This window comes from Noviherbaspirillum agri, from assembly GCF_054780595.1.
Genome location: NZ_BAAGWA010000014.1, coordinates 1 through 25,841, shown reverse-complemented (window position 1 = coordinate 25,841; position 25,841 = coordinate 1). Strand labels below are relative to the sequence as shown.

Annotated in this window: 26 protein-coding genes and 1 pseudogene; 4 read left to right on the top strand and 23 right to left on the bottom strand. The window is 58.2% G+C overall.

Annotated elements, in window-relative coordinates; translation table 11 throughout:
- Positions 1–28: 28 nt before the first annotated feature.
- From ACYVIA_RS18515 to ACYVIA_RS18475, 9 genes are all read right to left on the bottom strand, one after another.
- Entirely contained in the window at positions 29–1,510 is a 1,482-nt protein-coding gene (locus ACYVIA_RS18515) for a F0F1 ATP synthase subunit alpha (RefSeq protein ID WP_460843430.1), read from the bottom strand.
- A 17-nt stretch (positions 1,511–1,527) separates the two neighbouring features.
- Positions 1,528–2,274, bottom strand: a complete 747-nt coding sequence (locus ACYVIA_RS18510) for a F0F1 ATP synthase subunit delta (RefSeq protein ID WP_460843428.1) — start codon at positions 2,272–2,274, stop codon at positions 1,528–1,530.
- Positions 2,275–2,285: 11 nt separating this feature from the next.
- A complete protein-coding gene (locus ACYVIA_RS18505) occupies positions 2,286–2,546 on the bottom strand; it encodes an ATP synthase subunit c family protein (RefSeq protein ID WP_460843567.1) in 261 nt (86 codons plus the stop codon).
- Between the two features lie 12 nt (positions 2,547–2,558).
- Entirely contained in the window at positions 2,559–3,248 is a 690-nt protein-coding gene (locus ACYVIA_RS18500) for a F0F1 ATP synthase subunit A (RefSeq protein ID WP_460843426.1), read from the bottom strand.
- Entirely contained in the window at positions 3,248–3,541 is a 294-nt protein-coding gene (locus ACYVIA_RS18495; RefSeq protein WP_460843424.1) for an AtpZ/AtpI family protein, read from the bottom strand. The genes ACYVIA_RS18500 and ACYVIA_RS18495 overlap by 1 nt, the downstream gene beginning before the upstream one ends.
- Positions 3,538–3,948: a F0F1 ATP synthase subunit epsilon gene (locus ACYVIA_RS18490; protein WP_460843422.1), complete on the bottom strand. Its 411-nt coding sequence runs from the start codon at positions 3,946–3,948 to the stop codon at positions 3,538–3,540. The genes ACYVIA_RS18495 and ACYVIA_RS18490 overlap by 4 nt, the downstream gene beginning before the upstream one ends.
- Positions 3,948–5,465, bottom strand: a complete 1,518-nt coding sequence (atpD, locus tag ACYVIA_RS18485) for a F0F1 ATP synthase subunit beta (RefSeq protein WP_460843420.1) — start codon at positions 5,463–5,465, stop codon at positions 3,948–3,950. Before atpD ends, ACYVIA_RS18490 begins: the two co-directional genes overlap by 1 nt.
- On the bottom strand, positions 5,456–6,331 hold the full coding sequence (locus ACYVIA_RS18480; protein WP_460843418.1) for a F0F1 ATP synthase subunit gamma: 876 nt from the start codon (positions 6,329–6,331) through the stop codon (positions 5,456–5,458). The genes atpD and ACYVIA_RS18480 overlap by 10 nt, the downstream gene beginning before the upstream one ends.
- Positions 6,332–6,755: 424 nt before the next feature.
- A complete protein-coding gene (locus tag ACYVIA_RS18475; RefSeq protein ID WP_460843416.1) occupies positions 6,756–6,899 on the bottom strand; it encodes a hypothetical protein in 144 nt (47 codons plus the stop codon).
- On the opposite strand from ACYVIA_RS18475, the gene ACYVIA_RS18470 reads away from it, so the two are divergent.
- Positions 6,898–7,602 carry a DUF305 domain-containing protein gene (locus tag ACYVIA_RS18470; protein WP_460843414.1) on the top strand — a complete coding sequence of 235 codons (705 nt, stop codon included), beginning with the start codon at positions 6,898–6,900 and terminating at the stop codon, positions 7,600–7,602. The two genes, ACYVIA_RS18475 and ACYVIA_RS18470, sit on opposite strands and share 2 nt — an antisense overlap.
- A 77-nt stretch (positions 7,603–7,679) precedes the next feature.
- Here the strand turns inward: ACYVIA_RS18470 and ACYVIA_RS18465 are convergent, their stop codons facing one another.
- On the bottom strand, positions 7,680–7,967 hold the full coding sequence (locus ACYVIA_RS18465) for a hypothetical protein (RefSeq protein WP_460843411.1): 288 nt from the start codon (positions 7,965–7,967) through the stop codon (positions 7,680–7,682).
- Between the two features lie 382 nt (positions 7,968–8,349).
- Positions 8,350–8,607, bottom strand: a complete 258-nt coding sequence (locus ACYVIA_RS18460) for a heavy-metal-associated domain-containing protein (protein ID WP_460843565.1) — start codon at positions 8,605–8,607, stop codon at positions 8,350–8,352.
- 279 nt (positions 8,608–8,886) lie between these two features.
- Between ACYVIA_RS18460 and ACYVIA_RS18455 the strand changes: the two genes are divergently transcribed.
- Positions 8,887–9,291: a hypothetical protein gene (locus ACYVIA_RS18455; RefSeq protein WP_460843409.1), complete on the top strand. Its 405-nt coding sequence runs from the start codon at positions 8,887–8,889 to the stop codon at positions 9,289–9,291.
- Positions 9,292–9,508: 217 nt separating this feature from the next.
- On the opposite strand, the gene ACYVIA_RS18450 is transcribed toward ACYVIA_RS18455, so the two are convergent.
- The 8 genes from ACYVIA_RS18450 to ACYVIA_RS18415 form a co-directional block, all read right to left on the bottom strand.
- Positions 9,509–9,937: a c-type cytochrome gene (locus ACYVIA_RS18450; protein ID WP_460843407.1), complete on the bottom strand. Its 429-nt coding sequence runs from the start codon at positions 9,935–9,937 to the stop codon at positions 9,509–9,511.
- 19 nt (positions 9,938–9,956) lie between these two features.
- A complete protein-coding gene (locus ACYVIA_RS18445; RefSeq protein WP_460843406.1) occupies positions 9,957–10,082 on the bottom strand; it encodes a hypothetical protein in 126 nt (41 codons plus the stop codon).
- A 45-nt stretch (positions 10,083–10,127) separates the two neighbouring features.
- Positions 10,128–13,253 carry an efflux RND transporter permease subunit gene (locus ACYVIA_RS18440; RefSeq protein ID WP_460843404.1) on the bottom strand — a complete coding sequence of 1,042 codons (3,126 nt, stop codon included), beginning with the start codon at positions 13,251–13,253 and terminating at the stop codon, positions 10,128–10,130.
- Between the two features lie 12 nt (positions 13,254–13,265).
- Positions 13,266–14,876 carry an efflux RND transporter periplasmic adaptor subunit gene (locus tag ACYVIA_RS18435; RefSeq protein ID WP_460843402.1) on the bottom strand — a complete coding sequence of 537 codons (1,611 nt, stop codon included), beginning with the start codon at positions 14,874–14,876 and terminating at the stop codon, positions 13,266–13,268.
- On the bottom strand, positions 14,873–16,144 hold the full coding sequence (locus ACYVIA_RS18430) for a TolC family protein (protein WP_460843398.1): 1,272 nt from the start codon (positions 16,142–16,144) through the stop codon (positions 14,873–14,875). Before ACYVIA_RS18430 ends, ACYVIA_RS18435 begins: the two co-directional genes overlap by 4 nt.
- A gap of 256 nt (positions 16,145–16,400) precedes the next feature.
- Positions 16,401–16,805, bottom strand: coding sequence for a hypothetical protein (locus tag ACYVIA_RS18425; RefSeq protein WP_460843396.1), 405 nt, complete (start codon positions 16,803–16,805; stop codon positions 16,401–16,403).
- A 426-nt stretch (positions 16,806–17,231) separates the two neighbouring features.
- Complete coding sequence (locus tag ACYVIA_RS18420) at positions 17,232–18,818, bottom strand: tetratricopeptide repeat protein (protein ID WP_460843394.1); 1,587 nt, start codon at positions 18,816–18,818, stop codon at positions 17,232–17,234.
- A gap of 379 nt (positions 18,819–19,197) precedes the next feature.
- A protein-coding gene (locus ACYVIA_RS18415; RefSeq protein WP_460843392.1) for an IS3 family transposase occupies positions 19,198–20,462 on the bottom strand; the annotation gives its coding sequence in 2 pieces (ribosomal slippage) (positions 19,198–20,114 and positions 20,114–20,462; 1,266 coding nt in all).
- A 307-nt stretch (positions 20,463–20,769) separates the two neighbouring features.
- Between ACYVIA_RS18415 and ACYVIA_RS18410 the strand changes: the two genes are divergently transcribed.
- Positions 20,770–21,888 carry a porin gene (locus ACYVIA_RS18410; protein WP_460843390.1) on the top strand — a complete coding sequence of 373 codons (1,119 nt, stop codon included), beginning with the start codon at positions 20,770–20,772 and terminating at the stop codon, positions 21,886–21,888.
- A 212-nt stretch (positions 21,889–22,100) separates the two neighbouring features.
- On the opposite strand, the gene copK is transcribed toward ACYVIA_RS18410, so the two are convergent.
- Entirely contained in the window at positions 22,101–22,388 is a 288-nt protein-coding gene (copK, locus tag ACYVIA_RS18405; protein WP_460843388.1) for a periplasmic Cu(I)/Cu(II)-binding protein CopK, read from the bottom strand.
- A gap of 594 nt (positions 22,389–22,982) precedes the next feature.
- Here copK and ACYVIA_RS18400 point away from each other — a divergent pair.
- Positions 22,983–23,375, top strand: coding sequence for a four-helix bundle copper-binding protein (locus ACYVIA_RS18400; RefSeq protein ID WP_460843386.1), 393 nt, complete (start codon positions 22,983–22,985; stop codon positions 23,373–23,375).
- Between the two features lie 351 nt (positions 23,376–23,726).
- Here the strand turns inward: ACYVIA_RS18400 and ACYVIA_RS18395 are convergent, their stop codons facing one another.
- The 3 genes and pseudogenes from ACYVIA_RS18395 to lgt all read right to left on the bottom strand — a co-directional run.
- Positions 23,727–24,005 (bottom strand): CopK family periplasmic copper-binding protein, encoded by a 279-nt coding sequence (locus ACYVIA_RS18395; protein WP_460843384.1) that lies wholly within the window; start codon positions 24,003–24,005, stop codon positions 23,727–23,729.
- A 661-nt stretch (positions 24,006–24,666) separates the two neighbouring features.
- Positions 24,667–25,038 (bottom strand): hypothetical protein, encoded by a 372-nt coding sequence (locus ACYVIA_RS18390; protein WP_460843382.1) that lies wholly within the window; start codon positions 25,036–25,038, stop codon positions 24,667–24,669.
- Positions 25,039–25,189: 151 nt separating this feature from the next.
- Positions 25,190–25,714: pseudogene (gene lgt / locus ACYVIA_RS18385) on the bottom strand (prolipoprotein diacylglyceryl transferase); the annotation flags it as partial.
- Positions 25,715–25,841: the final 127 nt, after the last annotated feature.

Sequence of the window (25,841 nt, the reverse complement as noted above, 5' to 3'; positions counted from 1 at the left end):
TGCGCCGTCGCCGCTGGCCGCCGAGTGCTTACGTTACACCGGTAACTCCGGGCGCAGGGTTGTCCGACATCTTCAGGCGACTGCTTACCAACTGCTGCCAGCGTTCGCGGCTGTCCTCCAGCGTCAAGCCGCTTTCCTCGACCAGTTTCCTTAACGCCCGCAAGCGCTCGGCAACTCCGCCCGCCACGACGTCGTCGAACGCGCCCTCGTTATAGGCGAGCATCCAGGCGAAGTGGAACTCGGCGGACAGAGGTGCAAGCCGCTCCTGCTTGAAGATTTCCCGCAGTATCCGCCCGCGCCTGATCTTTTCCTCCATCGAGGCTTCCAGCCGCGAGCCGAAGCGGGTAAACACCTCCAGCTCGAGAAACTGCAGATAGTCAAGCTTCATGCGCCCGGCTTCCTTCTTGATACGCGGATGCTGGGCCTTGCCGCCAATGCGCGACACCGAACGGGTGATGTCGATCGCGGGCAGAAAGCCGCCGGCGAACAGGCGCTGATCGAAATAGATCTGCCCGTCGGTAATCGAAATCAGGTTGGTCGGGATGTAAGTGGCAATCTCGCCCTGTTCGGTCTCAACGATCGGCAATGCGGTCATCGAGCCTCCGCCATGGGCCGGCGCGAGCCGCGTCGAGCGTTCCAGCAGGCGCGAGTGCAGATAGAAGACGTCGCCCGGATAGGCTTCGCGCCCGGGGGGACGCCGCAACAGCAGGGACAGCTCGCGGTAAGCGCGGGCATGCGTGGTGAGGTCGTCATAAATGACCAGGGTGTCCTTGCCCTGCCACATCCAGTGTTCCGCGACCGCGCAACCGGCGAAGGGCGCCAGGTATTTCAGGCCCGTCATTGCGGTCGCTTCCGCCACCACCACCGCGGTATGGTCGAGCGCACCGGTACTGCGCAGCACGTCAATGACGCTGACCACGCTCGAACGCTTCTGCCCGATACAAACATAGACGCACAGGACGTTCTTGCCTTTCTGGCTGATCACCGCATCCAGCGCCAGCGACGTTTTCCCGAGGCCATTGTCGCCGATCACCAGCTGGCGCTGCCCCTTCCCCACCGGGATCAGGGTATCGACGATCTTGTTGCCGGTATGGAGCGGACTGGTGACGAAATCGCGCACGACGATCGGCGGCGAGTTCGTTTCGATGGGGCGGCGGATTGCAAACTCGATTGCATCGCCGCCATCCAGCGGCACGCCCAGCGGATCGATCACTCGTCCGAGCAGCTCGTTTCCCACGCCGATGGTGAGGCCATCGCCCGCGCGATACACCGGCGTGCCGGCAGTCAGGTGCGGGGTTTGTGTCAGCAGGATGGCGCCGAGCCGGTCTTCCTCCAGTTGAAAGACCACGGCGCGGCTGCCGTCCTCCAGGCTGAGCACCTCGTCCATGCCTGCCGACGGCATACCGGTGATCCAGGCGATGCCGTCGCCGACCGATGCCACCGTGCCCTGCTCGGTCATGCGCACGCCAAAGCGATAGTCACGAGATCGAGGAGTGATTTGTTCATCCATAGGGTGCATACCGTCCGTCAAGTTGTGCGAGCGTCGCTAGTCTCGGCAAAAAATCCCAGTTCGTCGGCAAGGTTGCAGCGAACCACCCAGGAACCGGTGCTCATGCGCAAGCCGGCAATCAGGTCCCGGTCCTGCTCAAATGAGCAGGCTACAGTGGCGCCGGCCAGGTTCGACAACGCCGCCGCGATATTGGCACGCACATCGGCCGAAAGCGGATAGGCGCTGGTAATGTGCGCCTCGTCCGCGACACAGGCTTGCCGCAGTGCGCGGATCCGGTCTTCCGGCAGCTCGGGCAGGTCTTCGATCGCAATCTCGGTGATCCGCCTTTCCAGCGCCGGACTGGCGAGCCGCGACAACAGGCGCGCCGCAAAACTTGCCGCCTCGGCGGCCGCTTCGCGGGTTGCCCTCTGTCGCAGCTCGATGGCGCGCCGCCGTTCCAGCGCATGATTTTTTTCGCGCTCCAGCTCAATCGCCTGGTGGAGCTCGGCCATAAGGCGCACGCGTTCGGCAGCGATCTCGTCCGCCAGTTGCGCGCGTGCCCGGGCACGCTCGGCCTCCCAGTCCGCCATGCGGTTTTCGTACTGGCGCTTGAGACCTTCGGCCGCCGCCTGCTGCGATTCGGCTTTCCCGATGCTGGCTTCGATTACCGCCTTGCGCCTGTCCAGCGCTTTCCTTACTGGTCGATACAGAAAGTGCGTCAGGATCCATACCAATACGAGGAAATTCAGGATTTCCAGCGCAAACGTGGTCCAGTTGAATTCCACGACTGGCTCTCTTACTGTTTCACCAAGTATTCCAGCAACGGATTGCGGAACAGCACGATCAGTACGACCACGAGCACGTAGATCGCCAGCGATTCGATCATCGCAAGACCGATGAACAATGTTCTCGAAATCGACTTCTCCGCTTCCGGCTGCCGCGACAATGCGTCGAGCGCCTGGCTGATCGCCCGCCCCATGGCCAGCGCCGGGAAGAACACGCCGAGCGCGATGGCCAGTGCTGCGGCCACTGTTGAAGCAGTAACGACGATGGTCATTTCATTCACTTCTTACTCCTTTTCTGTCGATGAAGGGGACTGCGATTGGATGGCGCCAGCAATATAGATCAAAGCCAGCGTGCCGAAGATGTACGCCTGTACGATCGCCTCGATGATGTGCAGCATGAGAACCGGGACCGGCACCAGGAAGCCGGCAACGAGCAATACCAGGAGCGCCGCCATTTGCAGGCTGAAGATGTTGCCGAAAAGGCGCATGGCCAGCGCAATGGTCCGGGAAATCTCGCTGATGACATGGAAAGGCAGCAGGATCGGATTGGGCAGCAGGTAATGCCGCAGATAAGCCAGGGGGCCATGCTCCCGCAGCCCATACCAGTGGGTAGCCAGAAAGACGAGGATGGCCAGGGCCACCGTGGTGGACAGGTCGCCTGTCGGCGAACGCACCCCGGGGATCAGGCTCGCCAGGTTCGCGACGAGGATGAATATCCACAGCGTGCCGACAAAGGGCAGCACCCTGGCAGTCTGCTGCGGCAGTACTTGGTGGATCGCGTCTTCGATCGCGGCGACGATCCCCTCCAGCACCACTTGCCGGCGCGACGGAACGACGCCTAGCCGCCGCGTTGCGATCCATGCCAGCCCGCCCAATGCCAGCATTAGCATCCAGGTCAGCAGCACCGTGTTGGTGATGACCACCGGCCCGATGCGGAACACTTCGGTGACAAAAAGACTGGAACCCGCGGCCATCACCTTCCCCTGATAAAGAAATAGACGTTGAAGGCGCCCACCACCACACCGACAAAGATCAGGCTCAGCGTCCAGCGCATCGAATAGCCTTCAGCGTGCCCGTCCAGCCAGTGCCCCAGATACGCTCCGCCGACCATGGGCAGAACCAGGAGCAGCCCCAAGACGCCGATGTAAGCGGTCTGCGCAATCAAGGTCGGACGCTCCTCGTCGGCTTTTTTCATGCGCCGGGCCTGCCGCTCCACCTGTCGCCGCAATTCCTGCTGCTCGGTCGTGTCCGGTTTGCGCTCGCTCATCCAATGGCTCCCAGTTCGCGTTGCAAATCCCACAAGCGCTTGAACATCGCCTGCTCCAGCTGCTGCAAGCTTTGCATGAGCGCCTGCATCTTTTCTTCCTCGGCGGCGAGATCCTCGGCCAACGCCTTGCCCACGGCCAGATAGTCGTCGCCGCGGACAAAGCGCCGCGTACTGAGGTAGAGCTGATTGTCGCGGAAATAAAGGACCGCACCGGGCAGCGCCAGGTATTGCCAGTTTCCGTCTGCCAGGCGGTAGCGCGCCAGGCCGAAGTCCAGGCAGGTGATGGCGCGCGCATGGCCGGCCAGGACCCCGAAGCTGCCGGACGCATCCTCGCCGACGAAACTCACCACGCCTTCGATGCGCTCGTACCGGCTTGCACTCTGCAGGTGGAGGACGAAGTCGCGCATCAGGCGACTCCCCGCATGGTTCCGCGCATGTAGCACTGCTCTTCCGAAACGGAATCAAAATCGCCGTGCAGGAATGCCTCGCAGTCGTCCAGTGTTTCTTCCAAGCTGACCGAGACGCCCTGGATGCCGGTATGCTCGACCACGACATGGAAAGGTTGGGTCAGGTATCGTTGCAGTTTGCGCGCCCGCTGCACCACCTTACGGTCGGACTCGGACAGCTCGCCCATGCCCAGCATCATGATGATGTCTTCCAGCTCACGGTAGCGTGCCAGATGCTCGCGCACCCCTTCGGCGATGGTGTAGTGGCGGTCTCCTAGAAAATGCCGGTCCATCATCTTGCTGCTTGACTGGAGTGGATCTACCGCCGGATAAATACCCTTGCCGGCCTGAGTACGCGACAGGATCACCGTCGTATCCAGATGACCGAGAATGGTGCTGACCGCAGGGTCGGTCATGTCGTCGGCCGGAACATAGATCGCCTGCACGGAAGTGATGTCGCCGCTGGTGGTGGAGATGATGCGGTCCTCGATGTCGGCCACTTCCGTCATTAGGGTCGGCTGGTAGCCGACGGTCGCCGGCATGCGCCCGAGCAGGCCCGAAATTTCGCTGCCCGCCTGCACCAAGCGAAACACGTTATCCATTTGCAGCAGCACTTCCTTGTGCAGCGTGTCGCGCAGGTATTCGGCGTAGGTGAGCGCGGTATTGCCCACGCGGAAACGCACCCCGGGCGACTCGTCCATCTGGCCGAACACCATCAGGGTTTGTGGCATCACGCCCGCCGCCTGCATTTCGTGCCACAGCTCGTGGCCTTCGCGCATGCGCTCGCCGATCCCGGCGAACACGGAGACCCCTTGGTGCAGCGCGACGATCGCGTGCATGAATTCCATTAGCAGCACCGTTTTGCCCACGCCGGCACCGCCGAACAAACCAGTCTTGGCACCCCGTACGAACGGTGCCAGCAGATCGATCACCTTGATCCCCGTCTGCAGGATACCCTTGGGGCTGATCGAGTCCTTCAGCGGCGCGGGCTTGGCAAGGATGCTTCGGAATTCCTGCGCAGCGAACGGTGGCAGGCCGTCCAGCGGCTGGCCGAACACATTCAGCAGGCGCCCCAGGCACCGGCTCGACGCTGGCACCTGCAGTGGAGCGCCGGTGTCATAAACCACCATGCCGCGCCGCAGACCGCTAGTGCGGTTCAGTGTGATGGCGCGAATCCTGTTCGCGTCGAGATGCTGTAGCGTCTCGAACAGGTACGCTTCATGATCGATGCTGGCGAAGAGCGCCTGGTGCAGGGGCGGCAAGGGATCGCAGACGACATCTACCACCGGTCCATGCACCTCGGCGACACGTCCCACCGGGACCGAACTGTGCCGCAACCGCTCGAACTCGCCCAGCTTGGCGGAAAACTGGTGATAACACTCCTCGCCGCAAAAATAGTAGGTGGTCTCGGCGCCTTTGATGCATCTGGTCGCCGTCGCCTCGTCCACCACCATGCCGCAAACCGGATCTACTGCCATGGCTGACTCCCTTCTGGCCTGCGCCTGGCGCGCTTGACGTCACTGTTCAACATGATCACCTCGATCTCTTCGGTGATTTCTTCCTGCCGCAGGATGTTCTGCTGGCGGCTTAGTGCGGCGGTTTTCTCTTCCATTCGCTGAAGCGCCCTTTCCATGTGCTGAAGGCGAAAGCGATGCTCGGCCAGAAGCGAACTGTAGAACAGCTGGTGCATTTGCACCCACAGGTAGTGGCGCACCAGCTGGAAATGCAGTGATGGCACAGCCACATTGAGTACTGGAGGGTACGGTTCGCGGGGTTCTTGGGGATCGTCCGCCGGCAGTGCCGACACGCGCTGTGCAATCACGCCTTCCCGCCCTTCCTGATGGCAGATTGCCGCGACCAAATGAGGCGAGTCAGTGGCTGTGTCCGCTGCCGGGATGGCCAGTCGCTGCATCACCACATCGATCACGGTCTGGACCTCTTCGACGGTGTTTGCTCCTTCAAACATGCTGATGCCGTCCACCTGTCCCTCCAGCCTTGTCGCCAGACGGCTTCCCACGACCAGAATGTGTGCAGAGTCCTTGTTGGGGAAGCGCAGCAAGGCATCAGCAACCACATCATTGAAGTCGCCGCAGAATCCGCGCTCGGAACCCAGTGCAACGATGTGGGTCGGCGTAGTCGCTTCCCATCGACGAAGTGCTCCGGTACAGTGGCGCACAAAATCCCGTGTCGCCGCCTCCACCCCGGACAACACGCGCTGCTGGTGCTCAAGAAAGCGACCCAGCTTATGCACCTCCATCAAGGACACATTCTTCATTGCGCGCATGATTTCGCCGATCTCTTTGAGCTTTTGGAGATGCTCTTGAATCTGGCTACGCTTGCTCATACAGCTTTCCTCCACGACCGTGCCGGTGCAATGAGCGCGACGTGCCGCGGGTTTCGTCGGTGCCAGGCGCGCGGGCGGAAGCGATTCGGGAAGGACAAATTCTTCTTTTGCCGAAAGCCCCCCAACCGCCGAGGAAGGACGCTTGGCTCAGAAGCAGCAAGGGACCGAACTGAAGAATCGTCATCAAGTATCCCGACAATGGCGTGCCAATGCATCACGCGCATGATGAACCGTGCGTGATGCCCGATTAGATGTTTTTATTGTAAGCCGCCCCGCCTGTGACGAGGCTGACAAGATGATTACATTTTTGTCAGCTTCATCGAATATGCCCCTTCTTCTTTGAGGATGTGCGCACGTTCCCATGCTACGCCGAGTGAGGCTACGCACTACGGGCCAATGACCACGTTCCACTGTATGCGGCAATTCATCCAATACCTTGGAAAAGGGAAAGCGGTGCGCTTTTTGCATTTGCTGCCCGAGCGCGTTCTATCGTCTCTTTTTGCGAAGGGTGAAATGCGCAGGCAAACGACTGTTCAACCATCGGTTTTTCATTCAGGAGATCAACCATGTCAGGATGCACGAAGCACTTTGCGAGGGCATTAGGATCGCTAACGGCCCTATCCCTTTCTGTATTTCTTTCCACCGGCCATGCGGACGAACCCGGGCGCGGCGCAACCGCGTCGTTCGAACGAGACTATCTTTCCTTCATCATCAACCACCATTATTCAGCGCTCCGGATTACCGAGCTTGCCGCCGGAACCGATGTGCAGCGTGACGCGCCGATTAATAATCCACAGGAGGGCACTTCGCCGACGCCCGACACGTCGCCTACGCCCGCCAAGGCGAGTGATGACGATATCAAGTCGATGGCAAGAGCGGCGAACCGGATGCAGCGTGAAGAAATCAATAAGGCACAGCACTTTTTGAGGGAATGGTATGGCGTAGAGCATACGCCGCAACTATCGCCGGAAGGACAGCAGCTAATACAAACGCTGGAACAAACTGGAGCAGGCGCGCAGTTCGATCAGGCATTTCTGAAACTGTTTAGCAACCATCATTACCAAGCTTTGTTGCCGAGCCAGGATTGCCAGGTAAAAGCCGATATCCGGCACGACCAGTTGAAGCACTATTGTGAAGGCATCGTTGAAATGCAGACAAGGGACATCAACGACATGCGGGAAAAACTGTGCAAAAAATTCAGCATCTGCGATTTTCAACCTGGCGTCATGGCCAACGGACAAGCCGTTAGTGTTACCGGCAACAGGCAATAACTACAGGTTTTTGTAAAAATGAGGGTGCGGCCGCTCTCTTTTTCAGCTTCACTCGGCAAGCTTGGCCGCTTTCCACTTCATAATCGAAGGAGATCATTATGGCTCATGAGCAATATCAGTCCTGCATCGACGAATGTAATGCCTGCGCGACGGCGTGCGATCACTGTGCCGTATCCTGTTTGAGCGAGCAGGATGTCCAGAACATGGCTCGCTGCATCAAGCTGGATATCGATTGCGCACAAATCTGTCGTTTGGCGGCAAGCTATATGTCCCGCGGCAGTGAACTGGCGGGCATAATCTGCGCTGCTTGCGCCGACATATGCGATGCGTGCGGTGAGGAATGCGAGCGGTTCCAGATGGACCATTGTCAACGCTGTGCGGAAGCGTGCCGACGCTGTGCCGCGGAATGCCGGCGGATGGCATCCGGCGTGCAAACCCAAGGCATAGGGAAAGGCTCAGGAGCAACCGCGCACTAAAAAACCATTAGACGCAGTGTGCCCATCGGTCTAAGGAAGAGGCAGCGCATGTCACCTCTTCCTTAAATTACCCAAGCTCGGCCATTGTCACCGGTTCGATTTAAAGCCCATGCCGCCTTGATGCTCGTGGCCTCACTGCGGACAGGCGGCACACCGAACGTCCACTCTCCTCGTCAATCCATGCTGACTGGTACTCGCTTATTCGAAGGAATCAAGCAGCCGATTCATACGGCCGCGACCAATCTGCTCCTGCTGCACGCAACTTGAACGATCAGTGGCAGCAACAACCGCCCGTGGACGTGGGTTTCTTCTCGACCTGCGCCGGGCTCGTGGCGTAACCGGCCTGTCGCACAAGCTCCCGCAGTTGCTCCGCCGACGTCGCCTGGTCGTCAAACCGGACCGTCGCCTCGCCTGCGGCAAGTGAAACACTGACGTCGTTGACCCCGTTGTTTGCTCGCAATGCATTCGTGACCTTGGCAACGCAACTACCGCAGGTCATTCCCGTTACTTTAAAAACCGTAGTCTGCATAGCAATACCCCTTGATGAAAAGAACTTGAAAGCCCGGCGACCTGCTTCAGACGCCGTCGCTGACAGGCTGAACAGTCCTACTGTAAGCATTCCCACAATGGGAAGGTCAACGGCCGCGCTCATGAAATCGCTTAAAGATAGCTATAGCCGCCGGAGCACTATCATCAGGACCAGTCCCGCCAAGCCCAGCCAGCACAGCCAATATGCTGCTTCAGCCCATCCGACGCGCGCCATGCTTTCTTGATTCTCCAGTTGGTGTTTTCGGAGCATGCCAAAGGCATGGGCAATCAGACCGAGAATGAGGATTATCAGCTTGTACGGCTCGAGCGCATCCACAAAAAGAAGGGCAAGTCCGGCACCCAAGACGCCGGCGCCGACGGAAGACAGGAGTTCTGCCCGTTTGACGCGGGAGTCTGGCGAAGGCCTGAGAGTCAGTCGTGTCATGCGGAGCACCTTTGCTGGCGAAGGTTGCCGTTGACGCTGCTTGTGGCGGCGTCAACCAAAAAATTGATACGGCCACCTCATTTAGGTGGCGTAGTTCCGACTCAATCCAACCAGCGCCTTCGCCGACCCGGCACCCGTCAGATTGGAGCGGATTTCTCATCATCCCTTTGCACGATTCAGGTCAGCACGCCGAATATCGGGCTTCGTTCCTACCTCTTTCGTGCCTTGCGTTTTTTTTGACCAGTTGTCGGTTTCATCTGGGTGGGGTTCTTCGGTTTTCCAGGCCGCGCGATCCGATACAAGATTAGGCACAGCACAATCGCCGCCACTGCCCACAGCAGGATAATGACATCCATCACCTCGATCGGCACCCATCGCCCATTGAACTTCATCTTGTTACTCCGTCACCTGGACAACTGGATGGCAGCCGTCGTCGTCAACGGCATGGCTGCCGGTCCTAGTTGATGCCTGCCTTTCTCTGTTCCACACGGATGAAAGCGGTGATGTGCGCCACATCGTCCGGCGTCACCGCCGGAACCGGCGGCATGTCGCCGAACTTCCAGTGATGCGCGCGCACGCCGTTTTTCGCCGCGAGCTGGAACGCGATATCGCTGTGGTGCGACGGCTCGTACACCTTATGCAGCATCGACGGCCCCTTGTCGCTGCCTTTCAGGTCCGCACCATGGCAGGACGTGCAATTGGCGGCATACAGCTTCTTCCCCAGCGCCGGGTTCGGCATGAGCCCCGCACTCGGTCTGGGAATTTGCATCGTCTGGGCGCCGGCACTTGCGGTGACCAGCATGAAAGCCCCGGCCAGCGCAGACATCGAGAGCCATGCCAACCTGCGGCACCGTTTCATCGGCTGCAGTTGCTTGTCTAGCATCATCTTCCTTCAGTCGCGCACGTCAATGTTGGTGAACATGTCCTCTGCTGCCACGATTGGTCGAACCGCCGTCTGTGGTTTCGCAACCACCGAGCAGCACCAGGGATAACATGAAAACAACAGCAAGCGCCTGCTTCGTCTTAGTCATTTGACTCTCCTATAAAAAATGTAAAACAGCTGGAATACGTCTTTGTCAGGTTTCCAGTCCTTTTTTGATACGCCACTGCTTCACCAGCGCATACAGCGCGGGAATCACGGCCAGGGTCAGCACCGTTGAAGAAATCATCCCGCCCACCATCGGCGCAGCGATGCGGCTCATCACTTCCGAGCCGGTGCCGGTGCCCCACAGGATCGGCAGCAGGCCGGCCATAATGGCGACCACCGTCATCATCTTCGGCCGCACCCGCTCGACCGCCCCTTCCATCACTGCATCATACAGGTCGGCTGCGGTCGGTGTGCCGCCGGACTCGCGGCGCTGCTTCTTCACGTCTTCCCATGCATGGTCGAGATAGATCAGCATCACCACGCCGGTTTCGGCCGCGACGCCGGCCAGCGCGATGAAGCCGACCGCCACCGCGACCGACATGTTGTAGCCGAGCAGCCACATCAGCCACACGCCGCCGACGAGTGCAAACGGAACCGACAGCATCACGATCAGCGTTTCCGTCAGGCGCTTGAAGTTCAGGTACAGCAGCAGGAAGATGATCAGCAGCGTGACCGGCACCACGATCTTCATCTTCTCGATCGCGCGCTCCATCGCCTCGAACTGGCCGCTCCAGGTTGCGTAATATCCCGGCGGGAACTGCACCTGCTCGTTGACCGCGCGACGCGCCTCGGCCACATAGCCGCCGATGTCGCGATCGCGGATGTCGACGTAAATGTAGGCCGACAGCAGCGCGTTCTCGGTGCGGATGCCGGGTGCGCCCTTGGCCACTTCGATCTTCGCCAGCTGGCCCAGCGGCACCATCGCGCCGCCCATGGTCGGCACCAGCACCTCGCGGCCGATCAGCTGCGGGTCACTGCGCAACTCGCGCGGATAGCGCACCGTCACGCCGAAGCGCTCGCGGCCTTCGACCGTGGTGGTCACCATCTCGGCGCCGAGCGCGGTGCCGATCACTTCCTGCACCTCGCCCACCGTGAGGCCGTAGCGCGCCAGCTGCTCGCGGTCCGGCTCGATGTTGAGGTAGAAGCCGCCGGTGATGCGCTCCGCGAACGCCGAACTGGTGCCGGGCACGTTCTTGACCACCGCCTCGATCTGCTTGGCGAGCTTTTCCATCTCCACGAGGTCCTTGCCGAACACCTTGATGCCGATCGGCGTGCGGATACCGGTCGACAGCATGTCGATGCGGGCCTTGATCGGCATGGTCCACGCATTGGAGATGCCGGGGAACTGCAGCGCCTTGTCCATCTCGGCGATCAGCTTGTCCATGTTCATCCCCTCGCGCCATTCGGATTCCGGCTTCAGGTTGATCACGGTTTCGAACATCTCGGTCGGCGCCGGGTCGGTCGCGGTATTGGCGCGGCCAGCCTTGCCCCAGACCGATTCCACCTCCGGGAAGCTCTTGATGATCTTGTTCTGCGTCTGCATCACTTCGGCAGCCTTGGTCATCGTCATGCCCGGCAGGCTGGCCGGCATGTACAGCAGCGTGCCCTCATTGAGCGTCGGCATGAATTCGCTGCCGAGCTTCATCGCCGGGTACACCGTTGCGCCAAGCGCGATGAGCGACACGACGACGGTCAGCTTCTTCCAGCGCATCACCGCCTGGATGATCGGGCGGTAGACCCAGATCAGGAAGCGGTTCACCGGATTCTTCGCCTCCGGCATGATCTTGCCGCGGATGAACAGCATCATCAGCACCGGCACCAGCGTGATCGACAACAGGGCCGCGCCGGCCATCGCGAAGGTCTTGGTGTAGGCCAGCGGCGAGAACAGCCGGCCCTCCTGCGACTCCAGCGTAAACACCGGCAGGAAGGACACAGTGATGATCAGCAGCGAGAAGAACAGGGCCGGACCAACCTCCTTGCAGGCGGTTAGCATCGCCTCCACGCGCGACTCTCCGGGTTTCAGTCGTTCAAGATGCTTGTGCGCATTTTCGATCATCACAATCGCCGCATCAACCATCGCGCCGATCGCGATCGCAATACCGCCCAGGCTCATCAGGTTGGAGTTCATGCCCAGCGAGCGCATGGCAATGAACGCCAGCAAGACACCGACCGGCAGCATCAGGATCGCCACCAGCGCGCTTCGCACATGCAGCAGGAACACGATGCACACGAGAGCGACGATGATGCTTTCCTCGATCAGCGTGACCTTCAGCGTATCGATGGCGCGGTGGATCAGGTCGGAACGATCGTACACCGCTTCGATCGACACGCCCTGCGGCAGGCCGGCGCTGACCTCGGCGATCTTCTCCTTCAGGTTGTGGATCACTTCCAGCGCATTCTGCCCGTAGCGCGACATCGCAATGCCGGACACCACTTCGCCTTCGCCGTTCAATTCGGTGACGCCGCGCCGCTCGTCCGGCGCCAGTTCCACGCGGGCGATGTCGCGGATCAGCACCGGCGTACCGCCTTCTGCCTTCACCACCAGCGACTCGATGTCGGCGGCGCCGCGCAGGTAGCCCTTGCCGCGCACCATGTACTCGGTTTCCGCCATCTCGACCACGCGGCCGCCGACGTCGCGGTTGGAGTCACGGATCACCTGCGACACCTTCATCAGCGGAATGCCATACGCGCGCAGCTTGACCGGGTCTACCGTGACCTGATAGGTCTGCACGAAGCCGCCGACCGACGCGACTTCCGACACGCCCTGCGCCTTGGTCAGCTGGTAGCGCAGGTACCAGTCCTGCAGCGTGCGCAGCTCGGCCAGCGTCTTGTCCTTGGCCAGCACCGCGTACTGGTAGACCCAGCCCACGCCCGTGGCGTCCGGCCCAATCTGCGGCGTGACGCCCTTGGGCATGCGGCCGGACGCGAAGTTCAGGTATTCCAGCACGCGCGAACGCGCCCAGTAGATGTCGGTGCCGTCCTCGAAGATGATGTACACGAAGGACGCGCCGAAGAAGGAGAAGCCGCGCACCACCTTCGACTTCGGCACCGACAGCATCGAGGTGGTCAGCGGATAGGTGACCTGGTCCTCCACCACCTGCGGCGCCTGACCGGGATACTCGGTGTAGACGATCACCTGCACGTCCGACAGGTCGGGCAGCGCATCGATCGGTGTCCTGATCACTGCGACAATGCCCGCGATGGTGACGAACAGGGTGGCGAGCAGGATCAGGAAAATATTTCTGCCCGACCAGTCGATAATTTTGTTCAGCATGGCGAGCCCTCTTCAGTGTCCGGCGTGGGGATTGGCCGCGGGAGCGTTGTTATTCGCCTTGCCGGCAGCGGGCCGCACGCCGGTGATCACCCATTCGCCCGGCTGGCGCTCGACGAATTCGAAGCTGATCTCCGTGCCTGGCTTCAGGTCCTTCACCAGCGCGTCATTGGCAACCTTGAATTCCATCGTCATGCCTGGCCACTTGAGGCTTGCAACCGGGCCGTGGTTGATACTCACCGTGCCGGCCTTCGCATCCACATCCTCGACCGTGCCTTCTGCCTTGTGGCCGGTGCCGCCCGCCTTTGCCGGTGCGGGCTCACCACCCGTTGCCCCCGCGCCGCCGTGCGCATGACCGAAGCCCCCGACCGCGGCTTTCAGGTTGCTCTCGGCATCGATCAGGAAGTTGGCGGCGACGACGACATCCTCGCCCTCCTTCACGCCGTCCAGCACTTCGACATAGTCGTCGCTGCGTGCGCCGAGCTTGACCTCGCGCGGCTCGAAGCGGCCTTCTTTGGCCTGCACCAACACAATGCGGCGCGTGCCGCTGTCGATCACGGACGATACCGGCACTGCCACGGCGCCAGCCTTTGCCGCCACCGCCAGCTCCATGTTGGCGAACATGCCGGGCTTGAGCAGCTGGCCGGGATTGGCCAGCTCCACCCGCACCTGGGCGGTACGGGTTTCGGCATTCAGCGTCGGATACACGTACGTCACCTTGCCGTCAAATTCCTTGTCCGGATAGGCGTTGATCCGAAGCTTGGCCTTCGCCCCCGATTTGACCAGACCGATATCCTGCTCGAACACGTCGGCCAGTGCCCAGACCGAGGACAGGTCCGCCACCTGGTACAGCATCTCACCCGGCATGAAGCGCATGCCCTGCAGCGCCTTCTTTTCCGTGACGACGCCGGTCACCGGCGAGCGAAAGGTCACGGTACGTTTTGCGTTGCCCGATTTCGCCAGCGCGCGGATCTGTTCGTCCGAAATGTCCCAGTTCCTCAGCCGCATCAGCGCGGAATCGGCCAGCTGCTTCATGCCGTCCTGCGCTTCGCTGCCAGCCCCCTTCAGTGACTGCTGTCCTTGCGCCGCAATCGCGTATTCGCGCTGTGCCGACACCAGCTCCGGGCTGTACACGTCGAATAATGGCTGCCCCTTGGTGACCGGCTGGCCGGTCGCGTTCACGTGCAAGCGCTCGACATAGCCTTCGAACTTGGGCGCGATCGCGAACACGCGCCGTTCGTCCGGCTCGATGCGACCGGCTGCGCGCACGACTTTCCCGATTTCCCGGACGGTCGCCTTTTCGGTGCGCACGCCGAGTTTCTGCACCTTGTCCGTGCTGATCTTGATCTGGTTCGCAGATGCCGGCTCAGCATCTTCCTCGCCTTCGAAGACCGGGATGTAGTCCATGCCCATCGGGTCCTTCTTCGGTACCGGCGAGGTGTCCGGCAGGCCCATCGGATTGCGGTAGTAGAGGATCTTGCGTTCCTTCTTCGCCCCCTCCCCGCCCGCCGCGACCGGCGTCACGCCATGCTCTGTCCCCGTGCGATTGCCCAGCCAGTAACCCCCGCCTGCCGCCACTGCGGCGACGACAACCAGGCCGATTGCGATGTTTGTGCCTTGTTTCATAGTTCCTCTCCCAGGAGTCGTTCGATTTCGGCCAGACGAGCCTGTGCTTCCGCCTGCGCCTTGATCTGGTTCTGTTTCGCCTGGCGGATCTGCCGCTGGGCGTCGAGCAGGGTGGCGAAATCCACCTTGCCGTTTTCATAGCTGGCCAGTGCGGCCCGGTAGGTCAGTTCGGCCTGCGGCAGCAGGCTGTTCGTGATCAGCGTCTCGGTGCGGCGTGCGGCGTCGAGCGCGGACAGGTTTTCCGCCAGCTCGGACAGCACCTGGTTCGCGGTCGCATCCCGGCGCGACTTCGCCGCCGACAGCATCGCTTCCGCTTCACGCTCCTGCGCGCGGCGCCGCGACTGCTGCAGAGGGATGTTCATCTCGAACATCACCTCCCATTCCTTCACCGAACTGCCGGTCTGCATCGGCGCGATGCCGATGGCGAAGTCGGGATAGCGGTTCTTGTAGGTCAGCTCGCGGCTTTTTTCCGCCGCCCTGATCCGTGCCTCTTCCGCAAACAGTTGTGGATTGCGTGCGCGCACGCGATCTCCAAGTGCGGCGTATTCGAGCTGTGCCGGCTGAGGCAGCGTCCGCAAGCGCTCCGGCTCAGCCAGCGGAGCATTCGCCGGGCGGGCAAGAATCATGTTCAGCTGGGCCTGCGTCATGCGTTTTTCGTTCTCCAGCATGATCAGCTCGTTGCGCAGGTCGGTCTGCTCCACCTGCGCGCGGATCGCGTCGGATTGCGCGGCGAGGCCGCCGGCATAGCGCGCCTGCGACACTCTTTCCAGGCGTGCGACGAGGTCCAGGATTTCGCGCGTCAGGCGCTCGTTCTGGTAAATGTAGTAGTACTTTGCATAGCCGGACTTGAGGCGCGCGGACAGCTCCGCCCAGGAGCCGCGCGCCAGCCCTTGCGCGCCTTCCGCTTCGAACGAGGCGACCTCGCGTTCCAGGCCGCGCTTGCCGAACCAGGGCAGTTCCTGCACGATCCGGTACGTGGTCCGTCCGACCCGGCTCGGCGACAAGGTCGGGTTCTGCTCGCCCATCTTCGTGATGTCCTGCAGTTCCACCTGCAGTTTCGGGTCGGGCAGCGTGCCGGCCGCGGCGGCGCGTTCGGTCGCAGCCTGCGCTTCCAGGCGCATCGACGCGTATTCCGGGTTACGCTCCCGTGCAAACTCCAGAAGACTCTCTACGCTCTGCCCCAAGCGTGGCTCGTTTGCAAGAGCGGCATTCGTCGCGCCGACGGCCAAGACCACCGAGACCGCGTAAATGCGCAAAATTGATTGCATATGGTTTCCCTTCAAAGGCGAGATTCGAGGAATACGTTATTTGCTTGGCACGCAATGCCGCTCCCGGCAAGCAAGCCAGTGCGTCCATGACACCAGCGGTGTCCGGCCACGATTTGGTTCTGCCGCTGAACCGCCAGCGTCTCGCTCGGCGCTGGCGTAGAAGCATGAAGAATCGGTTGACATCTGACCTCCAGACAGCATTTAGCCGCTCCGCAGCCGCAACAGCAGTGCGGAGACATACCCGGCAGGCTGGGATTCAAATTCGAAGACAGCAGTTCTGGATGGACAGTGGCGGCGCGGGGGAGCGCATCAGAATGCGCGGACTGGTGGCGCGAATAAGGTCGCTGAATGCATCGTTGTCTGCAATGGAAGCAAGCAGAGTCATCGCAAAAAACGGCGCTATCTCCGGCAGCGGCGGCCTGTCGACCGACTGCGCACCGGTCTGCAGATGCGTCTGGCAAAGCGGCGACCGGTCTGGCACATCCTCATCACAATTCGGTGAATTGTGATGATCCGTTGCGGCCTGCTGTGCTTGGACGGCGAGCGCATGGGCAACTTGCACGCTGGGGCAGACATACGCCGCGACAGCGAGCTGTGTAAACAGCGTACTAAGTAGCGCAATCAGTGCAGCAACAACGCGGGATCGGTGAGGAAATTTCATCACAAGGCTTATATTAGAAATTCTTATCAATGCAGTAATGAAGCAAGCCGCATTCTACGTAACTGCACACCGACAGTTTGTTGACTTAAATCAATACTCTCTATAAGAGGTGTGTTTGCCGCTCTCCGATATTCCGTATTGAGCTGCAGGACCACTATAGTGGTAATTGAGGGCGATTCTACGCAACCGCAGGGAACGATAAAATTACACCAAGATTACAAATCAGTTATCTTTCATCCGCGCTTGGCCGAGCCTAACGCATTGTCGGTAGGATTAGGACCAGGATTTCGCGCCGAGAGCCCCAGCCGCACATCACATTATTTATCTGCGCCGCATCAGGCGTCAGATTGACTCGCTGCCTTCCCACACCCGTTTGTGATGTGACGTCACTCGCCGTCGCAAACCAGCTGGAATGCGTGTTGCGTGTCATAACGACGCTGCCTTCCGGCTCGGCACAAGCGATTTTTCGTTTTGCTCGTTGAATCGCGCAGGCGACAGGACGCGTTTCAAGCGATAGAGGCGTTGCCGATAATTGCCTTCGGGACCATTCGCTCCGCAATCCATATGTTCAAACAGCGTTTTAATGCGATCAAGTATGTGACGCTCGTCCTGTCTCTGCACTTGGATCAGGCGGCGCTTGCCCCGAGCATATTGTTCCCTGATGTCGATCGCCAGGCAGTGCCCGCGATCCGCCTTGTTTATGTCGATCAGCAATGCCTCTCGCTGAGACAGCCCAAACAGTGCTGCGAGCTCGACACGGGCAGCCAAGAGACGGCAAGCCAGCGAAGACGATGGCGCAATCGACATGCGGTGCAACGCAGTTTGCGCCCAGACCGCAGGAATTGCCGCGTCGGTGACTTTCCCAAGCAACTGCTGGGCTTCCACACATTCTTGGGCAGCCGCTTTTTGTAGCCAGTAAACTGCCAGGACGTCATTTGAGCGTTTTCTGCGGCGGTTCCTCCAGGCTCGCTTCCCTAGCTCCAATTGCGCACCTGCATGCCCCGCCTCTGCTGCATATGTCAGACACACTTCCGCTTCGTCGAGGCTGCGGTGCATGAATTCAGACTTCAGATAAATCTTCGACATCGCATACCAAGCGTCGCCGACACCTTGCCTCCCCGCCAATTTAAGCCAATGTAGTGCCTTCCGGTAATTTGTAGGGCGGGGAATACTTGCAAGTGCGTTATTTTTTTCGTCGTCCTTTGCGAACCACTGTCCCAACCAGAATTGCGCGTGTTTGTTACCGGACTCCGCGGCCAGTTGCCAGAATTCTTCTATTTCCTCCGTATCGCAATGGTTGGTGAGAATGCGCACATAGGCACAGCGGAATAACAACTCGGCATCCTCATCGCTTACGTTTTGCCCAGCAGAGTTGCCGCGCAAAGTTGGCCCGACGATGGCACGAGCAATCGGCAAAGCCCAGTACAAGAACTCGACATGGTCCGAGGCATGCCATGCATGTTCCGCCAGCAGGCGACGCGCATCCGGGATTCCATTGTCTGCCGCGAGCCGCGCCCATTTCAAATACGCGTTCGGATTTTGCTCGGCCTGCAAACCGGCGGCGCCATGATGCCCGGCAGTGTCTCGTTCTTTTATTTGCTGCGCGAGCAACCACTGCGCCTCTGCGATCCCGGATTCCGCAGCCACCTCGAGTGCCGACCAAGCCTTATCCCACATCGGCTCAACTTCGTCTTTTCCTATTGCCAAAACAAGTTTCGCCAATATCAGCCCCGCCGGAATTACTCCCGAATCAAATGCGCGTGCATACCAGACACATAAGCCTAATGGATCCGGCGCTTGTATGGCTGCTTCGAAGCTTATATGGCTGCCGATTAACATCCAAGCGTCCTCATCTCCCGCCCGTGCCGCGCGCTCCAGCCAATACAGTGCAGATATGGCGCTTTGGGGCAATCCCGATCCACCACGCAGATATTGCTTTCCAAGCGCCACTTGAGCAGAGCTATTCCCGGCACGCGCAGCACGAAACAGCGCAACTTCCTCGCGGCTTGCCATATAAATGTCTCCCCCAAAGGGCATACCACACGGCCTCATGCGCGCCACATATAAAACCTAAATTGGATTTATTGATGTGGAATGCCCGACTTATCGATAAGACGGGGAGTATAGGAATGGGGTGTTAACAGACGCGTGACGACAACATTACTATTGTGTTCGCGTTTTGTAAGGCCACAAGGTGATGACACATGCTGCCATAGAAAAGTAGGCGCGGTGAATGTCTATAGATGGCTTATCCGGCGGCATGGAGCCGAGCCTGTCACTCTTTTTGTGTGAAATGGTCGAGACGATGCCGAGATGAAAACGTCATGACCGAGATGATGAGTGCGATGGCGAAGATGATCTTGCCCCTGTATAACCGGACACAGGCTAGGGCTTAATTTGCGTCATTTTCCTGAGTCTGACGCACCAACTCCCTCCTGAACATGCGAGGCGATTTCCGCTTCAATGCAGAATGTGGATGAACTTCATTGAAGTGCTCAAAGGCGTCTGGCAACTGGGCCAGCACCGCGGCGGCGCTGCTGCAATCCATCTGGCTGACGTAATCCTGCTTGAGCGTATTCACAAAGCTTTCCGCCATGCCGTTGGACTGCGGACTGCAGACCGGCGTATGGATCGGCGTCAGACCCAGCTGCTTGGCAATGGCATGCGTCTCGTGGGCGCGGTAAGCACCGTCATTGTCGCTTAGGAACTCCAATTCCAAGGTGACCGGGTCGGCATCGACATCGCCAAACCGCTTCTCCACCGCTTCAATCAGTATCTCGCGTACCGGCTCACCTGGCAAACCGCGACCTGACCACGCACGCCAGGCAATGATTTCACGATCACAGCAATCTTTGGTAAAGGTGCCGGTGACGACTTGGCCATTGTCACAGGCGATTTCAAAGCCATCGGAACACCAGCGCCGATCCGACTCGCTCACTGCCACCAGGCCTTCATGACGACGGCTGCTGGCACGGCGTTTTGGTGCTTTCGGCAGCAGCAGGCAATGCTGCTTCATCACCCGGTAAAAGCGTTTATGGTTCACCGGGCGCAGTCCGATCAGGCTGCGCGTCCGGTTCACCAGCGCCCCGGCACGACGGTAGCCATAGGTCGGCAGTGCCGTGATTTCAGCGCGCACCGCCTCAATCAGCATCGCATCCGAAACCGGATCGACACAGCCCGCTGTGCGGCCATCGATCCAATCTTGCGGCCGGTGGGCCAGTTCATGCACATGCGAGCGCGCCACCCCGAGCGCCTGACAGACCATCTTCATTGGCCGTCCTTGTCGGACAAGGGTGAGCGCGCAATCCACTTTCGTTCCCGAGCAAGCTCGACTGCCTCCTTGAGAATCTCGTTCTCCATCGTCTTCTTGCCCAGCAGACGCTGGAGTTGGGCGATCTGTGCGCGGGCATTCGCCAATTCACTGGCCGGCACCACCGACTCGCCAGCGCCCACTGCGGTCAACGCCCCCTCACGATCGAGCTTGCGCCAGTTGAACAACTGGCTGGATGCCACGCCATACTGGCGCGCCACCAGCGATACGCTCATGCCAGGCTCGTAAGTCAGGCGGACCAGGTCTGCTTTCTCTTGGGCCGACCATCGTCTGCGACGCTGCTCGGTCACCGTGACCACCTCGATTTTTTGGTTATTCCTAGTCATATTCACAGTCGTATTCCTATGCGTAAAGATAACGCACTAACTGTGTCCGGTCATCCAGGGGGCTATCTCAAAGATTGATAAGCCGAAGGCGGCCAAGTAGTCTCGGAACTATCAATGAAATAGCAAGATATTGACCTTCCTATCTTCACTGATGTTGCAGGTACGCAACGCATTGCAGTCGCTCGATAGCTGTTTTTAAAACATCTTTCCCCACTTTGCCACGACTTAGAAACCCGGCAAGAAAGTGTTTAGTCTGGGACCGTCCGCCACTATCGGACGCCAATAACATTTATTTCGAGGTGACTATATGAAAAAAACGCTTATCGCCCTTGCCGTCGCAAGCTCCTGCGCTGGTGCTGCCTACGCGCAATCCAGCATTACCGTCTACGGCTCGGTGGACGGCGGCCTGCGCTATCTGACTAATGCCGGTGCAGCAGGCGCCAACAGTGGCGACAGTCTGCTTAGCATGTCAAGAGGCATTATTTCATCCGGCATTTCCAACTCCAACCGTCTCGGCTTCAGGGGCGTGGAAGATCTGGGAGGCGGTATGAATGCCCACTTCGTGCTGGAGTCCGGATTTATTTTGGGAACCGGTGCCTTTACCGGCTCCTCTCCGTTGATGTTCAGCCGCCAGGCATTTGTTGGTATCGCCAGCAACAGCTGGGGCTCGTTGGATCTCGGTCGCCAATACAGTATCGCGCTCAAGCAACTTGGTGCATATGACCCATTCGCTTACAAATTCCCGACCATTGTTCCGCTCGCTTTTGCGGCATCCGCTGACCCAGCATCTGGGGGCCGCTTTAACAACGATATCCAGTACACCAACAAGTTTGGCCCCGTAACGGCGCGCGCCGAGTATGCACTTGGGGAACAGGCCGGTAGTGTCAGAAACGGCGCGTCTAAAGGGGTTGGCGTAAACTATGAAAGCGGTCCGATTACTGCAGGCGCGGTTTTCACACGGCGCAACCAGAACGTGGGCACTGCAGTGTCTCCCAACTACCAGGATAACGACCAGTGGCTGGTCGGTGGTGCGTACGTCATGGGACCCTTCCGCGTCGCGCTCGGTTATATCGATGAACAGCAGGACGTTGGCGCGTTGGAAGCCAAGATCAAAAATGCGTGGGTTGGTGCCAGCTACAACTTTACTCCGGCCATGAAGTTGACCGGCGGTTTTTATCGTACCAAGAACACCACCACCGCCGGTGCGGACGGCAAGCGAGATCTGTTTATTGTTGCCGGAACATATGCACTTTCCAAGCGCACCGAGCTCTATGTGGAAGTTGATCGCGCCAAGTTCACCAGCGCCTTTAGCAACCAGTACACTGCCAGCCCGATCAACTTACCTGGATTTAGTGCAGCTACACCAGCAGGAAATGGTCAGTTGAGCCAAACGGGCGTTTCAATTGGCATCAATCACACCTTCTAATGGCGTTAGAGTGCCTGCGTGGACGCAGATGGCAATTCGGTTCTACCGGGCACAAACTAACGCATAGTTTTATTGGCGTGTGGAGTGAAAACAGGCTCGCATGGTTGCGGGCCTGTTTTCGGCAAAGACGTCATCAATGCATTCGTGGCAGCGCACCCATGAGCAGATTCAGTGCCAACGCAAATAGCCTGCTGCTACTTCACAGCTAGAGGTCATCCGCCTTCATGCCCTTGCCGAGTCAGAGCCTCTAGGCGCATTACCTCATCGCCGTGCATCATGAGTTTCTGGCCGTCCTTGGTCTCCATCACCATGCCCTGTTTCATGCGCCTGGCCCGGCCAAATTTATCCGCCATGGACATTTTTCCATCCTTGAAGATGTACAAAGTCGAACCGTCTTTGAGTTCGATCACTTTCTGGGCAGCTGCTCGCGCGGCATCGTCGGCAAATGCGGAAACGCCAGCAGTACCTAACGCGATAACTAAGAAGAGATTTTTAAGCATTTGTTTCTCCTTTGGGAAGTAAAAAACCAAATGAATCAATACTGCTTTCACAAACCAAACACCGTCGCCACGTCAATCGCACTTGTAGCATCACCGGTTGGTACTTCAGTCACTGGTCGCGCCTTGGGGGAGTCCGCGTCTATTCGACAAGTTGCGAAAATGCGGCAACGTATTGAGCACGACTGCGTCATGTGGAGCACGACTGCGTCATGTGCGGCAACATCTCTTTGACCGGAACCTGCGCGTGAAAATTCCGCCTGCGTCATTCTCCATGACGGCACTGCTGCGAGCGCCTTTCGAAGCGTACTGCGCCCTTTAGTCGGTGCCATGGTTCTCAATGCCACTTTCCAGCCCCTTCATTTTTGTACGACAATTTGAAGGGACATTGGCTCCTACTCCTATCGAGGCGACGTGTGCCAGCAATAAGCACCAATCGGCGGTCGACTAATCACATTTGTCGCTCATCAACTTCCCGGGAAATTACAAATTTGTAATCCGGTCAAATGTTCATCTCAATTACACTTCTCACGTTAGTGGATGGCCGAGTATTAAATCATCCGTGTCCAGTCATCCATATTTATCTGATAAAGGAAAATGGAGCAGCTACCGTTCGAAGCATGTATGCATGCCTGCATTGAATGCGCTGCGGCCTGCGATGAGTGCGTTTTGCGAATCTCATCCAATCAGAATGAATCCGAAGCGTGCCTCATGCTCAGCCTGGAATGCGCAGAAATGTGCCGAAGTCTTGCGACACTGCTGTATAACGCGGTTCAGCAGATAACGAACGACACACTTCTTCAGGTGAAGAATATTTCCGAAATTTGCGTCGAGACCTGCGACGCCTGCGCCACCGAGTGCGCAAAACACCACGATGATCACTGCAGAAGGTGTCTCAAGGCATGTCGACGATGCGCGGACGTGTGTCGGACACTGATAACCGCCATCCGATTACGCGCAGCCGGCAGCAATGCAACGTTCTTGCATTAAGCGGTTTGCCGCACCAAGAATGGCGGATGAAGCGCCCCGGTCTCGCAAGCAGAAATTCCAATACTGATTGCATTCACCGACGGCGCGTTGGTTACTGGAGAAATCGATTCTAGTGCGGTATCCGCAGGCATACACTCGATCCGAAGCCTGCACCTGATGGGATTCAATTATTCCGGTGCCACGAGGGAGCGAAGCGAATCAACCGTTTAACGATATCCTTGGGCCAAATTTCTCAACGGGGCCACCTTCTCACATGCCGATCATGGGGCACATGTTCCACAAACGACCTCAGCCCCCCCCCGCACATTGGCAAACCACTTATGCCGCCACTCGGCATTAATGCATTCAGTATCAGTACTGGTATTGAGGACGCAGCATCATGCGCAAGCGCTCCGTCTCGTTACCGTCCATAGCAATCTTCTCGCCGCTGCTGGCCTCCATGATATCGCCGTCATTCATGCTGACGACTTTTCCGAATTTGTTTTCCATTCCCATCTTACCGTCTTTAAAGATGTGAACCGTCGATCCATCCTTGAGCTCGATCGATTTTTCGATCGTGAACGGATCTCCGGCAAATGCTGACAACGCAATCATAGCGGCAGTGGAAAAAACAAAAACTTTCTTGAACATGACAATTCTCCCGTTAGTTAAACTAGACTGCATAATCATCATACGTAAATACAACTGTCAAATGCATGACGGGAAGATTTCAAATACGTAATAGCTTGTTTATGGATGTATGTAAAACAGGCCGGACCGGTTCCTATATTGCATCGTAGAAGGGATTATACGCTGCAAAGCATGCCCCTAATTCGCCGTGACGGCACCAGCGAGAGTTGCCTTGTGTGAGGCGGCAAATGTGCCGATTCATTTGCCAAGCGCTTCTTCTATCTTGGCATTATCGAATTCCGAGAGCACATCGAAGCTTAATCGGATCGTGCCTAAAACAATTACTTGAGCCAAACTTTCCACTTGCGTCCTACGGTAAGTACTGATTGGTGCTTGCCTGACATTTATCCGAAGAAAGGATAACCGTCTTCCATACCGGGACTCAGGGTAAACGCACCCGAATGCAATGTATGAACTAACGTGACGGCTGGTCTCAGTAGGTTGCGATTGGAAAAATGAACCGGAAGACTAACCTGTCGACTGGCTACAAATTCCTATATCAGGTCAGTTTCATCCAAATTCTTGATGGCAGTGTGACGCATGAGCCGACGCAATTTTAACCGTTACCGAAGGCGCTCAACAACATTGCAAAGGAAAGGATCGTTTTATCGAACAGCGAAAATTATTTACCCTTTCCCATATGCCCGTCCATCATCGGGCATCCCTCCATCATGGAGTGGCCTTTCATCTTATCTCCGCCCATCATTCCTCCCTTCATGCCGTCCCCCATCATGCCGGCGCAGCAGTTTTCCATTTTCTTAGCCTCAATTACGCCATCCTTGTTTTTCATACGCTCAAACATCATTTCGTGCGACTTCATGAATTCGTCTTTGGCTATGACGCCATCATTGTTCGCATCCATCTTTGCCATACCCATCATCATTCCCTTACCGTGCTGCGTTGAACCGCTGTCCATTTTTGACTCACCCGCCGTAGCAGCACAGCCTGACAATAGGACAGCAAAGACGGTGATCACTAAACCGGTTTTTTTCATGACTTTCTCCTTCACAGCTAATTAAAATAGGATGTTATGTTAAGTAATCAATTTACTACTTGGATAAAAACAATAGGCTTTCTCCCGTCAATCAAGTTCCGTTTATCTCTCATTTGAAGTACTTTACGTTATCGCTTTCCAGCTTCAATAACTATGCCAAACGGTTTTCCCGGGTTCTTCTATACGCCCATAACAGCAAGAGGGCGCCCAGTAAAATCATTGGGATTGACAGCATCTGGCCAGCTGAAATCGTGATCCCGGCAAATATCACTTCATAATCCGGCGTGCGGAAATATTCAGTAAAAAAGCGTGCGCACCCATAACCCAATGCAAATACACCACTGACCGCCATGCGTGGCCGGGGCTTGCGTGCAAATATCCACAAGACAATGAACAGCAATACGCCATCGATCAATGCCTGATATATTGGGGACGGATGGCGCGGCAGGTTGTCGACATTGGGCCAGATCATTGCCCATGGCAAGCTGGCATCGGCCAGCCTGCCTGGCAATTCGGCATTGATAAAGTTGCCGATCCGCCCAGCCGCATAACCGAGTGGGACCAAGGGGGCAATAAAGTCCATCACATCCCAGAAGTTTCGCTTTGCCTTATAGGCCCATACAGCCATGGCAATCATCACTCCTATAAAACCGCCATGAAAGGACATGCCGCCTTTCGGTAATCCCCCCGTTTTTGAAGCGGCCTGAGAGTAGAGGCTATGCGGCCAAGGCCAGTTTCTGTTTCGGCGTGATACCGCCGAGGGCCATGTTGGGGCGTTCGTGATTATAGGTCCATAGCCAACG

Coding starts and splice junctions, on each gene's coding strand:
- ACYVIA_RS18515 (WP_460843430.1), bottom strand. CDS start 1,510: ATGGATGAACAAATCACTCCTCGATCTCGTGACTATCGCTTTGGCGTG.
- ACYVIA_RS18505 (WP_460843567.1), bottom strand. CDS start 2,546: ATGACCATCGTCGTTACTGCTTCAACAGTGGCCGCAGCACTGGCCATC.
- ACYVIA_RS18500 (WP_460843426.1), bottom strand. CDS start 3,248: ATGGCCGCGGGTTCCAGTCTTTTTGTCACCGAAGTGTTCCGCATCGGG.
- ACYVIA_RS18495 (WP_460843424.1), bottom strand. CDS start 3,541: ATGAGCGAGCGCAAACCGGACACGACCGAGCAGCAGGAATTGCGGCGA.
- ACYVIA_RS18490 (WP_460843422.1), bottom strand. CDS start 3,948: ATGCGCGACTTCGTCCTCCACCTGCAGAGTGCAAGCCGGTACGAGCGC.
- atpD (WP_460843420.1), bottom strand. CDS start 5,465: ATGGCAGTAGATCCGGTTTGCGGCATGGTGGTGGACGAGGCGACGGCG.
- ACYVIA_RS18480 (WP_460843418.1), bottom strand. CDS start 6,331: ATGAGCAAGCGTAGCCAGATTCAAGAGCATCTCCAAAAGCTCAAAGAG.
- ACYVIA_RS18470 (WP_460843414.1), top strand. CDS start 6,898: ATGTCAGGATGCACGAAGCACTTTGCGAGGGCATTAGGATCGCTAACG.
- ACYVIA_RS18475 (WP_460843416.1), bottom strand. CDS start 6,899: ATGGTTGATCTCCTGAATGAAAAACCGATGGTTGAACAGTCGTTTGCC.
- ACYVIA_RS18465 (WP_460843411.1), bottom strand. CDS start 7,967: ATGGTCCATCTGGAACCGCTCGCATTCCTCACCGCACGCATCGCATAT.
- ACYVIA_RS18460 (WP_460843565.1), bottom strand. CDS start 8,607: ATGCAGACTACGGTTTTTAAAGTAACGGGAATGACCTGCGGTAGTTGC.
- ACYVIA_RS18455 (WP_460843409.1), top strand. CDS start 8,887: ATGGGCAATCAGACCGAGAATGAGGATTATCAGCTTGTACGGCTCGAG.
- ACYVIA_RS18450 (WP_460843407.1), bottom strand. CDS start 9,937: ATGATGCTAGACAAGCAACTGCAGCCGATGAAACGGTGCCGCAGGTTG.
- ACYVIA_RS18445 (WP_460843406.1), bottom strand. CDS start 10,082: ATGACTAAGACGAAGCAGGCGCTTGCTGTTGTTTTCATGTTATCCCTG.
- ACYVIA_RS18440 (WP_460843404.1), bottom strand. CDS start 13,253: ATGCTGAACAAAATTATCGACTGGTCGGGCAGAAATATTTTCCTGATC.
- ACYVIA_RS18435 (WP_460843402.1), bottom strand. CDS start 14,876: ATGAAACAAGGCACAAACATCGCAATCGGCCTGGTTGTCGTCGCCGCA.
- ACYVIA_RS18430 (WP_460843398.1), bottom strand. CDS start 16,144: ATGCAATCAATTTTGCGCATTTACGCGGTCTCGGTGGTCTTGGCCGTC.
- ACYVIA_RS18425 (WP_460843396.1), bottom strand. CDS start 16,805: ATGAAATTTCCTCACCGATCCCGCGTTGTTGCTGCACTGATTGCGCTA.
- ACYVIA_RS18420 (WP_460843394.1), bottom strand. CDS start 18,818: ATGGCAAGCCGCGAGGAAGTTGCGCTGTTTCGTGCTGCGCGTGCCGGG.
- ACYVIA_RS18410 (WP_460843390.1), top strand. CDS start 20,770: ATGAAAAAAACGCTTATCGCCCTTGCCGTCGCAAGCTCCTGCGCTGGT.
- copK (WP_460843388.1), bottom strand. CDS start 22,388: ATGCTTAAAAATCTCTTCTTAGTTATCGCGTTAGGTACTGCTGGCGTT.
- ACYVIA_RS18400 (WP_460843386.1), top strand. CDS start 22,983: ATGGAGCAGCTACCGTTCGAAGCATGTATGCATGCCTGCATTGAATGC.
- ACYVIA_RS18395 (WP_460843384.1), bottom strand. CDS start 24,005: ATGTTCAAGAAAGTTTTTGTTTTTTCCACTGCCGCTATGATTGCGTTG.
- ACYVIA_RS18390 (WP_460843382.1), bottom strand. CDS start 25,038: ATGAAAAAAACCGGTTTAGTGATCACCGTCTTTGCTGTCCTATTGTCA.